The sequence below is a fragment of the Microvirga sp. genome (assembly GCF_014699075.1).
GTDB lineage: Bacteria > Pseudomonadota > Alphaproteobacteria > Rhizobiales > Beijerinckiaceae > Microvirga.
The window spans coordinates 383,300-396,745 of record NZ_JACXAB010000002.1; the positions used below are offsets into that span (position 1 = coordinate 383,300).

13 protein-coding genes are annotated in these 13,446 nt (G+C 66.9%); 9 read left to right on the forward strand and 4 right to left on the reverse strand.

Annotated elements, in window-relative coordinates; all coding sequences use genetic code 11:
- Positions 1-12: 12 nt before the first annotated feature.
- The 9 genes from IC232_RS05100 to IC232_RS05140 all read left to right on the forward strand — a co-directional run bounded on the left by IC232_RS05100 (position 13) and on the right by IC232_RS05140 (position 8,793).
- Positions 13-1,428, forward strand: coding sequence for a multicopper oxidase family protein (locus IC232_RS05100; RefSeq protein ID WP_190843836.1), 1,416 nt, complete (start codon positions 13-15; stop codon positions 1,426-1,428).
- Positions 1,429-1,455: 27 nt separating this feature from the next.
- Positions 1,456-1,944: a plastocyanin/azurin family copper-binding protein gene (locus tag IC232_RS05105; RefSeq protein ID WP_190843837.1), complete on the forward strand. Its 489-nt coding sequence runs from the start codon at positions 1,456-1,458 to the stop codon at positions 1,942-1,944.
- Positions 1,945-1,991: 47 nt separating this feature from the next.
- The gene (locus tag IC232_RS05110; RefSeq protein WP_190843838.1) at positions 1,992-2,291 is read left to right on the forward strand and encodes a copper-binding protein; all 300 of its coding nucleotides are present in this window, start codon (positions 1,992-1,994) and stop codon (positions 2,289-2,291) included.
- Between the two features lie 65 nt (positions 2,292-2,356).
- A complete protein-coding gene (locus IC232_RS05115) occupies positions 2,357-3,337 on the forward strand; it encodes a copper-binding protein (RefSeq protein WP_246812039.1) in 981 nt (326 codons plus the stop codon).
- Positions 3,338-3,444: 107 nt separating this feature from the next.
- A complete protein-coding gene (locus IC232_RS05120; RefSeq protein ID WP_190843839.1) occupies positions 3,445-3,990 on the forward strand; it encodes a hypothetical protein in 546 nt (181 codons plus the stop codon).
- Between the two features lie 92 nt (positions 3,991-4,082).
- Positions 4,083-5,321 (forward strand): adenylate/guanylate cyclase domain-containing protein, encoded by a 1,239-nt coding sequence (locus IC232_RS05125; protein ID WP_190843840.1) that lies wholly within the window; start codon positions 4,083-4,085, stop codon positions 5,319-5,321.
- A complete protein-coding gene (locus tag IC232_RS05130; RefSeq protein WP_190843841.1) occupies positions 5,318-5,755 on the forward strand; it encodes a YqaA family protein in 438 nt (145 codons plus the stop codon). The genes IC232_RS05125 and IC232_RS05130 overlap by 4 nt, the downstream gene beginning before the upstream one ends.
- Positions 5,756-5,896: 141 nt before the next feature.
- The gene (locus tag IC232_RS05135) at positions 5,897-8,293 is read left to right on the forward strand and encodes a heavy metal translocating P-type ATPase (protein WP_190843842.1); all 2,397 of its coding nucleotides are present in this window, start codon (positions 5,897-5,899) and stop codon (positions 8,291-8,293) included.
- Between the two features lie 83 nt (positions 8,294-8,376).
- Positions 8,377-8,793 carry a hypothetical protein gene (locus IC232_RS05140; protein ID WP_190843843.1) on the forward strand — a complete coding sequence of 139 codons (417 nt, stop codon included), beginning with the start codon at positions 8,377-8,379 and terminating at the stop codon, positions 8,791-8,793.
- Positions 8,794-8,963: 170 nt separating this feature from the next.
- Here the strand turns inward: IC232_RS05140 and cueR are convergent, their stop codons facing one another.
- The 4 genes from cueR to IC232_RS05160 form a co-directional block, all read right to left on the reverse strand.
- A complete protein-coding gene (cueR, locus tag IC232_RS05145) occupies positions 8,964-9,458 on the reverse strand; it encodes a Cu(I)-responsive transcriptional regulator (RefSeq protein WP_190843844.1) in 495 nt (164 codons plus the stop codon).
- A 12-nt stretch (positions 9,459-9,470) separates the two neighbouring features.
- The gene (locus IC232_RS05150; protein ID WP_210335232.1) at positions 9,471-11,951 is read right to left on the reverse strand and encodes a heavy metal translocating P-type ATPase; all 2,481 of its coding nucleotides are present in this window, start codon (positions 11,949-11,951) and stop codon (positions 9,471-9,473) included.
- 356 nt (positions 11,952-12,307) lie between these two features.
- On the reverse strand, positions 12,308-12,820 hold the full coding sequence (locus tag IC232_RS05155) for a DUF305 domain-containing protein (RefSeq protein WP_190843846.1): 513 nt from the start codon (positions 12,818-12,820) through the stop codon (positions 12,308-12,310).
- Positions 12,821-12,931: 111 nt separating this feature from the next.
- On the reverse strand, positions 12,932-13,294 hold the full coding sequence (locus IC232_RS05160) for a hypothetical protein (protein ID WP_190843847.1): 363 nt from the start codon (positions 13,292-13,294) through the stop codon (positions 12,932-12,934).
- Positions 13,295-13,446 lie beyond the last annotated feature (152 nt).

The following is a 13,446-nucleotide window of genomic DNA, read 5'->3' on the forward strand; positions in this document are numbered from 1 at the left end:
AGGAGACACCCAATGACCGTATCGCGAAGAGGTTTTCTCGGCGCAGGGGGATTGGCCCTCGCCGGAGCCAGCATGATCAGCGGGCGCACGCAGGCCGCGGGCCTGCCCGAGGCGCCCACCATGACCGAGGCCACCATGCAGCCGCCGCTCTACCCGAAGAGCGGGCCGGACTACCAGCCCGTCGTGACGCTGAACGGCTGGACGCTGCCGTGGCGCCAGAACGGCGACTGGAAGGAGTTCCATCTCGTCGCCGAGCCCGTCGTGCGCGAGCTCGCGCCCGGCATGAAGGCGCATCTGTGGGGCTACAACGGCCAATCGCCGGGGCCGACCATCGAGGCGGTCGAGGGCGACAAGGTGCGCATCTTCGTGACCAACAAGCTGCCGGAGAACACGGCGGTGCACTGGCACGGCCAGCTCCTGCCCAACGGCATGGACGGCGTCGGCGGCCTCAACCAACCGCACATTCCGCCTGGGAAGACGTTTGTGTACGAGTTCATCCTGCGCAAGTCCGGCACCTTCATGTACCACCCCCATTCGGACGAGATGGTCCAGATGGCGATGGGCATGATGGGCTTCTTCGTCGTGCATCCGCGCGATCCGGCCGAGCGCCGCGTCGACCGCGACTTCGTGTTCCTGCTCAATGCGTTCGACATCGAGGCTGGCTCGTACGTGCCTCGCGTCAACGAGATGACGGACTTCAATCTTTGGTGCTGGAACTCACGGGTTTTCCCGGGGATCGATCACCTCGTGGCCCGTCAGGGCGACAAGGTCCGCATCCGCTTCGGCAATCTGACGATGACCAACCATCCGATCCACATGCACGGCTACGACTTCAAGGTAACGGGCACGGACGGTGGCTGGGTGCCCGAGTCCGCCCAATGGCCTGAAGTTTCCGTCGATGTGGCGGTCGGGCAGATGCGGGCCTTCGAGTTCGTCGCGGACGTTCCCGGAGATTGGGCCATCCACTGCCACAAGAGCCACCATACCATGAATGCCATGGGCCACGACGTCCGAACCTACATCGGCGTCAACATGAAGAAGACTGCGCCGGCCCTCAAGAAGGTCGCGCCGGGCTACATGCCGATGGGCGGCAGCGGCATGGGCGAGATGGGCTCGATGGAAATGCCTCTGCCCGACAACACGCTGCCGATGATGACCGGCTACGGTCAGTTCGGGCCCATCGAGATGGGCGGCATGTTCTCGGTCGTGAAGGTCCGTCCGGACATCGCGGCTGACGATTACAAGGATCCGGGCTGGTACAAGCACCCGGAGGGTACGGTCGCCTACGAGTGGACCGGCGAGAAGCTCGCCGAGCCAGCCCGCGGCGCGTCCCCAGACAGCGGCGTCAAGGCGACGGAGTTCAAAGCCGTCGATCCCCGCAAGCGTCCCGTCCGCGCGGCCAAAGCCGGCGGACACGGCAATCACTGATCCATAGCAGACTAGGAGCATTCAACGATGAAGCACATCCTGACCTTTGGCACCGGCCTCGCGGCCCTTGCCCTCTCGGCCGGCCTCGCGCTTGCGGGTCCCGGAGCCGCCGGACACGGGCACGACAAGGAAGCCGCATACGGCAAGCCCGGCGACCCGAAGAAGCCGGCCCGCGTCGTGTCGATCAGCATGCGGGAAACCGACGACGGCAAGATGGTCTACTTCCCCGACAAGGTGGAGGTGCGCCAGGGCGAGCAGGTCAAGTTCGTCCTCAAGAACAACGGCAAGGTCGATCACGAGTTTGTCCTCGACACCGTCGAGAGCAACGCCAAGCACAAGATCGAGATGCAGAAGAACCCGGACATGGAGCACGACGATCCGAATGCCCGGCACCTGGCCGTCAGCAAGGGCGGGGAGATGGTGTGGCAATTCACCAAGCCCGGCACCTTCGAATTCGCCTGCCTGATCCCCGGCCACTACGAGTCCGGCATGCATGGCACCGTCGTCGTCAAGTGACGGCGCGGGCTACCAGACTTCAACCAACCCACACACAGGAGCTTCCGATGAAGCGCATCAACCTGGCCGCCACGGCCCTGATCACCGGCCTCACTTTGTCGGGTGCCGCCCTCGCGCAGGACTTGCCGGTCGTGTCCGGCACCGTCGAGAAGGTCGACACCGCGCAGGGCAAGGTCACCATCGACCATGGCCCGATCAAGAACCTCGACATGGACGCCATGACGATGGTGTTCCGCGCCCAGGACCTGACCCTGCTCAAGGGCCTGAAGGCCGGCGACAAGGTGCAGTTCACCGCTGACCGCGTGAACGGCCAGATCAGCGTCACGTCGATCAAGAAGGGCTCGTAAGGCCCATCCGCCCCGCGGGTTTGCCGCCGCGGGGCGGCTTTTCCGCCGCAACAGAGGGAAATTGCATGAAACGCCTGACTGTCACCCTGACCGCCGTCGGAGCCGTGCTGGCCGTCGTCGCCATCGGACCGGACCGCATCGCTCAGGCGCAGCCCGCCAAGGGGGCGGTGGCCGCCTTCGAGCGGGTGCTCGAAGTCATGAACGGCCGCTTCAAGGACACGAAGCTTGCCGGCGACCCTGACAAGGATTTCGCCACGCTCGTCGTAGCCCACCACGAGGACCTGATCTTCCTGGCAAGGACGCAACTGGAGCACGGCGGCGACCGGCAGTTGCGCCAGTTGGCCCAGAAGATCCTGGACGAGCAGCAGAAGCAGATTTCCGAGGTAAAGGAGTGGCAGGTCCGCAGCCGTCAGGCTGACTACCGCGCGCAGCCGGACCAGCCACCCCACGGATCGGGGCCTTTGGACCAGCGCGCGCAGGCCGCCCCGGCCCCGCAGACCCAGGCCGCCGCTCCGGCGCAACCCGCCGCGCAGCCCGCTGCAACCAATCTCCCGATAGTCTCCGGCACGGTTGAGAAGGTGGATGCCGCTGGCGGCAAGGTCACCATCGACCACGGCGCAATCCCGAACCTCAACATGGACGCCATGACGATGGTCTTCCGTGCTCAGGACCCTGCCATCCTCCAGGGTGTGAAGGAAGGCGACAAGATCCAGTTCCAGGCCGACCGCGTGAACGGCCAGATCTCCGTCGTGAGGATCGAGACCGGCAGGGCCCAGGCGGCCCCGACCCGGCCTGCGGCTCAGCCGGCCGCCGCGACGAACCTCCCCACGGTGTCCGGCACGGTCGAGAAGGTCGACACCGCCCAGGGCAAAGTCACCATCGACCATGGGCCGATCCCGAATCTGAACATGGATGCCATGACCATGGTGTTCCGGGCGCAGGATCCGGCGGTGCTCAAGGGCGTGAAGGCGGGGGACAAGGTTCAGTTCCAGGCTGACCGCGTGAACGGCCAGATCTCCGTCGTCAGCATCCGCAAGGGCAGGTAGCCACGGGACTCCGTCCGGTCCCAACGCCGGGCGGACCGTCGCCGGCCGCCGCGCTTTCGGAGTCGCCGCGGCGGCCGGCGGCGTCGAAGAACAACAAGGAAACCTCTATGCATTCGATGAAGCGGTTCGTTGCCGTCGGGGCGGCTGTTGCGACGATGGCAACCTATTCTATCCTGCAGCCTTGCTCCGCCAGGGCTGACGACGAGGGAGCCGTCTTCGGCGATGTCACGGTCACGCAGGTCGCCGCCACCCCGGCTCGGGCCGGTGAAACGGCCATCGTCACCTTCTCGGTCGAGAACTCCGGAGAGGACCGCGTTCTGATCACGGGGCTGCGCCTGCCGGATGGGGAGCCGTCGCGGATCATGGGATCCTTCGGCCAGGGACACACCGGCGAGATCGGGACGCTGCCGGTCAGGCCGGGCGCCACGGCGAGCCTGGATGGCCGCAAGGTCTGGATCGAGGTCGGGCCCCTCGCCCGGGACCTGGAGCCGGACACGACGGTTCCGGGGCGCCTGGTTCTCGGCTCCTATGAGAGCCCGCTGACGCTCCATGTCGGTCCCGTCGCCACCGGCTCGACCCGGAGTGCCGGTCCGGACACCGCAAAGATCGCCGACGGGGCCCCGGGGCAGCCACGCAACCGCACCGGATGCTGAACCTGATCCGCTGGGATCCGTCCCCACCGCGGAGCGATGGCCTGGGCAGGCCCGTCCGCGGTCGGCATTCAGCCAGCGGGCTGCCCGAGTACATGGAGAACGACTTCGACCGTCGGGCCCTGGTGCCACGGCTTCTGGTCCTGGCGATCCTCGGGGCCGGCGCCTTCCTCGAATACGGTCATGGGCACCGGGAAGGCCACTGGATCGTGCTGGTGGTCTACTGCCTGACGACCGTCGTGCTGGCCTTCGCGTCACGCTTTGCCGTCGGTGGTCAATGGCTGCCGTGGGCCGCGACGGTGACCGACGCGGTGCTGGCGGTCTACGTCATCGCCGACCACCTGCCGCGCGATGCCCATGATCTCTTCCTCGCGACGGACGCGGTCAGCCTGCTGCCGGCCATTCTCCTCCTGATCCAGACCGGGATGCGGTTGCGCCGTGATCTTGTCGCCGTCTTTACCGGGATCGTGGCCGGAGGTTGGCTCGCCTCGCTTGCCCTGCTCACGCATTCCGCATCACTTCCCGCGACCGGGCCCACGCCCGCCTTCGCGTTCCGGCAGACGCTCGGGTTCCTGTCGTTCGCCGTTGCGGCCGGCTTCGTCCTCTACGCGGTGCATCGCACGCGGCTGGCCTGGGCGGCCGTGCTGAAGGCGCGATGGGACCGGATGCTCCTGGCGCGCTTCCTGCCCGAGGGGATCGCCGCCGAGGTGGTCGCCAACGAGGAGACAGCGGAGGTCACCGAGCGCCATGCCTGTCTGCTCGCCGTCGACATCCGCGGCTTCTCCGCGCTGACCCGGGAACGGCCGGGCCGCGAGGTCATCGATGATTTGATGGCGTTCCGGCGCTTCGTCCACGACGCGGTCTCACGCCACGGCGGCATCGTTGACAAGTATCTGGGGGACGGTGTGCTCGCCGTGTTCCTCGACGGCTCGCCCGAGGACCAGGCGGCCCGGGCTTTCGACGCAGCCAACGAGATCCTGCGCCCCCTGAACACCTGGAGAAGCCATGACGAAATGCCGTCTGGCACCCACGTCATCGCCACGCTCCACTGCGGCTTTGTCCTCGCCGGCGTCTTCGATGACGGGCGGCGCGCCGAGTTCACGCTGCTCGGACCCGCGATGAACGCCCTGCCGCGGATGGAGCGGCGATCCAAGCAGGCCAACCTGGGCGTCGTTGCCTCAAAGCGATTCCTGCGGCTGCTGACGCCCTCCCGACGCGCCCAGCTCGATGCCCGTCCAGTCGAGCGGCGCCCTGGCGATGAGGACGTGCCAGACATCCTGTCCGTCCGGTTCAATGAAGCCGGGGCCATCGCCCAGGAAGGGATCGTGCGTTGAACCACCTCCTGGAATATGGCGGACTGTTTGCGGCGGCGTTCCTGTCCGCGACGGTCCTGCCGTTCCAGTCCGAGGTCGTGCTGTTCGGGCTCCTGGTCTCGGAGCACTACACGTGGTGGCTGCTCGTAATCGTGGCGAGCGTCGGCAACACCCTCGGCTCGGCGGCGAACTGGCTGCTGGGGCGCCTGCTTGCCACCTTCGAGGATCGGCCCTGGTTCCCGCTCAAGCGCGAGTCAATCAAGCGGGCCGAGGCTTGGTATCATCGCTACGGACGCTGGTCGCTGCTTCTCAGCTGGGTGCCGTTCATTGGCGATCCGCTCACGATTGTCGCCGGCGTGCTGCGGGAGCCGTTCCCGGTCTTTCTCGCCATCGTGGCGGTGGCGAAGACGGCCCGGTACTTCGCGGTGGTGGCCCTGACGTTCGGGTGGTTCTGATCCCATGTCCAGTTCATTGCAGAGGCAGAGGACTGATCGAGCCCGCATTGGCACAGCCACCGTGACAGGGACGCTTGACCTTCCCATCGTGGGAAGCCTTAGGCTGACCGTATCCCATAGAGGCATCAGCGGAGAACCGCCATGACCCACAGCCCGACCAATGAAGAGCACGGCCACCAGGGCCACGCCCACCACCACGATCATGGCGCCCATACGGGGCACCACCATGAGCCCGCGGCGGATGCCGGGAAGGTGAAGGATCCGGTCTGCGGAATGATGGTCGATCCGCACCAGACCCCGCACAGGGCGCAGTACGAGGGCAAGCCGTATTACTTCTGCTCCTCCGGCTGCCAGTCGAAGTTCATGGCCGAGCCCGCGAAGTACGTTGAGCCGGCAACAGCCCGGAAGGCGGAGGCCGTGCCCGCGGGCACAATCTACACCTGTCCGATGCATCCCGAGATCCGGCAGGTCGGCCCGGGCTCGTGCCCGATCTGCGGCATGGCCTTGGAACCTGTCCTCGTCAGTGCGGAGGTGAAGCCCAACGCCGAGCTCATCGACATGACGCGACGGTTCTGGATTGCGCTCGCCCTGACCGTTCCGGTGTTCGCACTGGAGATGGGCGCCCATCTCACCGGGCTCGAACACCTCGTGCCGCGCAGCACATCGAACTGGATCCAGCTCGCCCTCGCTACGCCCGTCGTGCTGTGGGCCGGCTGGCCTTTCTTCGAACGCGGCTGGCAGTCTCTCAAGAACCGCAGTCTCAACATGTTCACGCTCATCGCCATGGGTACGGGTGTGGCTTGGCTCTACAGCGTGGTGGCCACGCTCGCACCGGACATTTTCCCGGCGGCCTTCCGCGGCCATGACGGCTCGGTCGCCGTCTACTTCGAAGCCGCCGCGGTCATCACTGTCCTCGTCCTACTGGGCCAGGTTCTCGAACTGCGCGCCCGTGAGAGCACCAGCGGTGCCATCCGTGCCTTGCTCGACCTTGCCCCCAAGACGGCAAGGCTCATCCGGGACCACGGAACTGAGGAAGAGGTCCAGCTCGACACCGTGCAGGCCGGTGACCGCCTCCGGGTCCGCCCCGGCGAGAAGGTTCCGGTCGATGGCGTCGTCATCGAGGGACGCAGCGCCGTCGACGAGTCAATGGTGACTGGCGAGTCGATGCCGGTGACCAAGGAGGTCGGGGCCAAGGTGATTGGCGGCACCATGAACCAGTCCGGCGGCCTCGTCATCGAGGCCCAGAAGGTTGGGCGCGACACCATGCTGTCCCAGATCGTCCAGCTCGTGGCGGAGGCGCAGCGCAGCCGCGCTCCGATCCAGCGCCTGGCGGATCAGGTATCCGGCTATTTCGTTCCGGCCGTCATCGGCGTGGCGGTGCTCGCCTTCATCGCCTGGGCGATCTGGGGACCCGAACCGCAGTTCTCCTACGGCTTGGTGGCCGCCGTGGCGGTGCTGATCATCGCTTGTCCGTGCGCGCTCGGCCTTGCCACGCCGATGTCGATCATGGTCGGTGTCGGGCGCGGCGCCGGGGCGGGCGTGCTGATCAAGAATGCGGAAGCCCTGGAGCACATGGAGAAGGTCGATACGCTCGTGGTCGACAAGACCGGAACCCTGACCGAGGGTAGGCCTGCCGTGACGGCCATCGTGCCGGCGCAGGGCTTTACGGAGGCCGAGGTCCTGCGCCTGTCGGCCAGCGCCGAGCGCCCGAGCGAACACCCGCTCGCCTTGGCCATCGTCGCGGCGGCCGATAAGCGGGGCATCGCGACGGCCCCGGTCTCGGACTTCGACTCTCCCACCGGCAAGGGCGCGATGGGCACCGTGGAGGGCCGGCGCGTCGTCCTCGGCAGCGCCAAGTTCCTGGCAGAACACGGCATCGACGTCAGCCCTCTCGCCGAGCAGGCCGACAGGCTGCGCGAGGACGGCGCCACGGCGATCTTCGCCGGCATCGACGGGAAGGTGGCGGGCGCCATCGCCATCGCCGACCCGGTGAAGGCCTCGACGCCCGAGGCGCTGGCCGGCCTGAAGGAGGAAGGCATCCGGGTTGTGATGCTGACCGGCGACAACTGGACGACCGCGAAGGCGGTCGCCCGACAGCTCGGGATCGACGAGGTCGAGGCCGAGGTCCTGCCGGACCAGAAGAGCGCCGTGGTGGACAAGTTCAAGCGCGCGGGACGCGTGGTGGCCATGGCTGGCGACGGCGTCAACGATGCTCCTGCTCTGGCAGCGGCCGACGTCGGCATCGCCATGGGCACCGGAACCGACGTGGCCATGGAGAGCGCGGGCGTGACCCTGCTCAAGGGAGATCTCACCGGCATCGTCCGCGCGCGGCGTCTGTCGCAGGCCACCATGCGCAACATCCGCCAGAACCTCTTCTTCGCCTTCATCTACAACGCCCTTGGGGTGCCGGTGGCGGCGGGCGTGCTCTACCCGTTCTTCGGCATCCTACTGTCGCCGATCATCGCCGCGGCGGCGATGGCCTTGTCGTCGGTCAGTGTGATCGGCAACGCCATTCGCTTGCGGACGGTTCGCCTGTGAATGTGTTTTGACAGCAGGGCTGACTGGGAGTGAACTTCCTGACGCACGTGCAGGACGCACATGCATCAGGGATGGAGGTTCCCATGGAAAGCCTCAATCGCAGGTCGGCTCTTCTCCTCGGTGTTGCCCTTGCCCCGGTCGTTGGACTGCCGCGTCCGGCAGCAGCGGCCTCGATGTACGCCCCTGATGCCGGCAAGGAGATCATGCCTGGCATCCGGCAGGTCGATCTTGGCAAATGGCCCATCGGCATCGCGGCGTACAAGACGGCGGTGGTCACCGACTATGTTTTCGCCCCGGGCTCCGGGTTTCCGGACGAGGTGATGAAGAACGACATGATCTGCCAGATCATGGAGGGCGAGGTCTGGGTCAAGCAGGGCGATAAGACCTACACGGCCAAGGCCGGCCACGTCTTTGCCTGCGCCAAGGACACGTTCGAGGAAGACAAGAACCAGAGCACCGCGACGGCGGTCATGCGCGTCATCGACCTGATGCCCGCCTGAGCACTGACGATACGACGTCAGCGGGCGTGATCCTCCGCCCGCTGGTGTCCGCAAAATTTGCGCGAGATCAAGGCGAGCCCAGCCAACAAGGTTCAGCGTCGAGGCCATCGCATTGGGCGGCCTGCCAAGGGCAATGGCGGTCATGCCCACTCAGTGCGTCCGCCCGGGGGTCAGGCTGTTGCCGGGCGCCGGGCTGATCGGATCTGCGCTCCCGCAACACGGGGTTTACGAGCCCGTACTCCATTGACCTGCGCATCCTGCTCCGTTTCCCCGGCGCCCGGCGTGGCCAGGTCGTCGAGGATCGGGCACTCGGGACGCGCGTCGCCATGGCAGTGGCTTGCCAGATGGCGTAACGTGCGCGTCATGGCCTGAAGCTCTGAGATCTTGGTCTCCAGGTCGCTCACGTGCCGCATGGCGAATGCCTTCACGTCGGCGCTCGCGCGGCTTTTGTCGCGCCACAGGGCAAGAAGCTCGCCGGTCGCCTCGACCGAGAAGCCCAGAGTCCGTGCCCGCTTGATGAAGCGCAGGTCGTGGACGTCACGCTCGTCGTAGTCCCGGTAGCCGTTCTCGCGCCGGACCGCCTTGGCGAGCAGCCCGATGGACTCGTAGTAGCGGATCATCTTGGCCGAGACGCCCGAGGCCTCGGCGGCTTTTCCGATGTTCATAGTCCCCTCCTTTTATTCCGCCGGCGCCAGGCGGGCCGGCACCATCCGTGATGTCGTCTCGCCCACCGGAAGCGGCGGCACGAAGCGGCGCAGGCGCAGGGCGTTCGTGAGCACGCTGACGCTGGAGAACGCCATCGCCAGGCCGGCGAAGATCGGCGACATCAGGATCCCGAAAACCGGATAGAGCGCGCCTGCCGCGACCGGGATCAGCACCACGTTGTAGCCGAAGGCCCAGAACAGGTTCTGCTGGATGTTGCGGATCGTGGCCTGACTGAGGGCGATTGCATTCGGCACGTTGCGCAGGTCGCCCGACATCAGGACCACGTCGGCGGCCTCGATGGCGATGTCCGTCCCCGTGCCGATGGCAAGACCGACATCGGCCTGCGCCAACGCCGGCGCGTCGTTGATGCCGTCGCCGACGAAGGCGACCTTGACCGTTCCACCCGCCTGAAGGCGCTTCACCACCTCGGCCTTGTCCGTCGGCAGGACCTCCGCCACGACATCGTCGATCCCGAGCCGTCTGGCGATGGCCCCGGCGGTGCGCCGGTTGTCGCCGGTGATCATCACCACCTTCAGGCCCAGCCTGTTCAGGGCCTCGATGGCGGCGGGCGTGCTCTCCTTGATCGGATCCGCGACCGCGATCACGGCAGCCAGTTGCCCGTCGACTGCGGCGTAGAGCGGCGTCTTGCCCTCGTCGGCGAGGCGTGCGGCCACGCCAGCAAAGCCCGAGATGTCCAAGCCAAGCTGGCGCATCAGGCGGTCGGCCCCGACCTCGATGCGGCGTCCCTCGACCTCGGCCCGCACGCCGAAACCTGGCTCCGCCTCGAACGATGCCGGCCCGGGCAGATCGAGCCCACGCCGGCGCGCCTCGGCAACGATGGCCTCCGCGACGGGATGCTCGGAGCGGGTCTCGACGGCCGCCACCAGCCGCAGGACGTCGGCCTCGACGAAGCCGGGCGCAGCCTGGATGTCGGTGAGCTCGGGGCGCCCCTTGGTAAGCGTGCCGGTCTTATCGAGAGCGACGATGCTGGCGTCCTTGAGGGCCTGGAGAGCCTCGCCGCGACGGAACAGGACGCCCATCTCCGCGGCCTTGCCGGTTCCGACCATGATGGAGGTCGGGGTGGCCAGGCCCATGGCGCACGGGCAGGCGATGATCAGGACCGCGACCGCGTTGACAAGGGCATAGGTGAGCGCGGGCGATGGACCGAAGGCCACCCATGCGACGAAGGTCAGCGCGGCGGCTGCAATTACGGCGGGCACGAACCACGTGGTGACCCTGTCGACGATTTCCTGGATCGGGAGCTTCGAGCCCTGGGCCTCCTCGACGGTGCGGACGATCTGGGCCAGCAGGGTGTCGGCGCCGACCTTGGTGGCACGGAAATGGAAGGCACCGGTCTTGTTGATCGTCCCGCCGACCACGCCGGACCCCAGGCTTTTCTGGGCCGGGACCGGCTCGCCGGTGATCATCGACTCGTCGACGTAGGAGGCGCCTTCGACCACCTCGCCGTCGACGGGAACCTTCTCGCCCGGACGGACGGCGACGATGTCGCCGGGACGCACCGCCTCGATGCCGACCTCGACCTCCTGCCCGTCGCGAACGACGCGGGCCGTCTTGGCCTGCAGGGTCATCAGGCGGCGGATGGCCTCGCTCGTGCGCCCCTTGGCCCGGGCCTCGAAGTAGCGGCCCAGGAGGATGAGGGTGACGATCACCGCGCCGGCCTCGAAATAGGTGTAGTCGGTGCCCTCCGGCAGGAAGCCGGGTGCGAAGGTCGAGACCACGGAATAGCCGTAGGCGGCGCTGGTGCCGAGCATCACCAGCGAGTTCATGTCGGGCGCGCCGCGCAGCAGCGCCGGCCAGCCCTTGGCGTAGAAGCGAAGGCCCGGACCGAATTGGACGACGCTGGCCAGGACGAAGGATGCGATCCGGACGTTGTCCATGCCGAACCGCCCGGCTAGGAAGTGGTGGATGCCCTCGAAGAAGTGCGCGCCCATCTCGAAGACCAGCAGCGGGAGCGTCAAGATGGCCGCCAGGATCATGGACCAGCGCAAGGACGTGATCTCGGCCTCGCGCGCGGCGCGCTCGCGGTCGCTCTGCTCCGTCCCGCTGCGCACCGGCTCGGCCTCGTAGCCGGTCCGTTCGATGGCGCCGATGAGCGCCGCCGTCATGTCGGGGCCGCCCAAGGTGCGGACCGAGGCCCGCTCGGTCGCGAGGTTGACCGTGGCGTCAACGACGCCGGGCACCCGCTTGAGGGCCTTCTCGACGCGTCCGACGCAGGAGGCGCAGGTCATGCCGGTGACCTTCAGGTCGACCGTCTCCTCGCCCGGCTCGTAGCCGACGTTTCGGATGGCCTCGGCGATGGCCGAGGTGTCGGTCACGCCCGGCTTCAGCGAGACGCGGGCGCGTTCGGTCGCAAGGTTGACGCTGGCGGCATCGACCCCGTCAACGGCGCGGAGCGCCTTCTCGACCCGTCCCACGCAGGAGGCGCAGGTCATGCCTTGGACGGGGATGTCGAGCGTTGCTCCGGATGCGGACTGCTGTTTTGAAGTGATTTGATCGGCCACGGCCGTCTCCTTGGAGAACCATTGGCCTCTTCTGTAAACCTTCCCATCCTGGGAAGGTCAAGCGGTTTGTTGACACTTGCCTGGCTTGGGTGCGCCGTGCGCGGGCGGTGATCCCGCGTCCCTGCAGATGACCTTTATGAAGCCGGCAACGAGGCTGGTCTTCACTCCAATCTCCCGCAGATGGTGGTAACCGAGGATGCCGTGACGACGGCGGGCATCACAGCGTTGACGCCCGCCGCGTGGGGGTGGAAGAGCCCCCGCCGGGCCATGGCGAGGGCTTTATGTTGCTACTGCGAGCCTTCCTTCTTGGCGTTCTTCTTGAGCCAGTCCTTCATCTCGGCGATCTCCTGCTCCTGCGCCTTGATCACTGTCTCCGCCATCTTCTTGGCCTCGGCATTGTCGCCGGTCTTCAGGACGACGCGGGCCATGTCGATGGCGCCCTGGTGGTGGGGGATCATCCCGCAGACGAAGGCGACGTCGGAGTCCTTGATCATGTGGGCGCTCATCATGGGACCGTGCATCTTCATCATGGTGTCCATGTAGCCCTTCTGGGCCTCGTTCATGTTGGCCATCATGCCCTGCATGCCCTGGTGCATGCCCGACATATCCATGCCCTGCATGTTCGGCATCGGCCCGCCGGCCTGGACCGCGGTCCGACACTCCTCCGGCAGGCCCTCGGTGGACATGGCCATCTGGCCGCCCGAGGGGTGCTGCATCTGGCCTTGGTTCTGTTGAGCCGCGGCGCCCCAGGCGCTGACGGAGAGAACGGCGGTCGCGAAAGCGATCATTCGAATGGTCATGTTGAAATCCTTCTTCCAAGCGCGGTGATCTGATCGGCCCACGTGGGCGCGGCGCCGGACACGCCAACGGGCCGGCTTTCATCGCGAGCGGCATGGCCGCCCGGTTGTGGATCAGGCGTGTTTCGGCGGGCGGTCGATGCCGAACAACATGGCTGGCATGGGCGTCAGGTCCGGCGGGATCGGGACCACCTCGGACAGCGGCACACCGTGAGCCAGGTTCGCGGGGACCGGGAAGACGGCCATGATGCAGCCGGGATGGCAGCAGAACTGGCCGGCCGCATAGGGTTTGGAGGCCCCGCTGTGGTGGTGATCGGCTTGGCCATGGGATGCGTGCGCGGTCTGCACCGCATGGGAGGATGGTACGTAGTCAGACGTTCCCGCCTGGACAGCCGCATACAGCGGCGCGCTGGCGAGGCCGAGGGCCAGCAGAGCGACCGTCAGGCGGCTGAGCATGAGGCGGATCATGTCATGCAAGGCGTCATCCCTACGATCATCGGCCCAACGGTGACCTTCGGCGTCGGGTTCCCCTGGCTTGGCCAGAAAGCCTTGGGACGGACGGTTCAAATCGCCGCTTGACCTTGCCATCGTGGGAAGGTGCAGGGTGTGCGCATCGTCCAACCAAACGG

Coding starts and splice junctions, on each gene's coding strand:
- IC232_RS05100 (WP_190843836.1), top strand. CDS start 13: ATGACCGTATCGCGAAGAGGTTTTCTCGGCGCAGGGGGATTGGCCCTC.
- IC232_RS05105 (WP_190843837.1), top strand. CDS start 1,456: ATGAAGCACATCCTGACCTTTGGCACCGGCCTCGCGGCCCTTGCCCTC.
- IC232_RS05110 (WP_190843838.1), top strand. CDS start 1,992: ATGAAGCGCATCAACCTGGCCGCCACGGCCCTGATCACCGGCCTCACT.
- IC232_RS05115 (WP_246812039.1), top strand. CDS start 2,357: ATGAAACGCCTGACTGTCACCCTGACCGCCGTCGGAGCCGTGCTGGCC.
- IC232_RS05120 (WP_190843839.1), top strand. CDS start 3,445: ATGCATTCGATGAAGCGGTTCGTTGCCGTCGGGGCGGCTGTTGCGACG.
- IC232_RS05125 (WP_190843840.1), top strand. CDS start 4,083: ATGGAGAACGACTTCGACCGTCGGGCCCTGGTGCCACGGCTTCTGGTC.
- IC232_RS05135 (WP_190843842.1), top strand. CDS start 5,897: ATGACCCACAGCCCGACCAATGAAGAGCACGGCCACCAGGGCCACGCC.
- IC232_RS05140 (WP_190843843.1), top strand. CDS start 8,377: ATGGAAAGCCTCAATCGCAGGTCGGCTCTTCTCCTCGGTGTTGCCCTT.
- cueR (WP_190843844.1), bottom strand. CDS start 9,458: ATGAACATCGGAAAAGCCGCCGAGGCCTCGGGCGTCTCGGCCAAGATG.
- IC232_RS05150 (WP_210335232.1), bottom strand. CDS start 11,951: ATGACCTGCGCCTCCTGCGTGGGACGGGTCGAGAAGGCGCTCCGCGCC.
- IC232_RS05155 (WP_190843846.1), bottom strand. CDS start 12,820: ATGACCATTCGAATGATCGCTTTCGCGACCGCCGTTCTCTCCGTCAGC.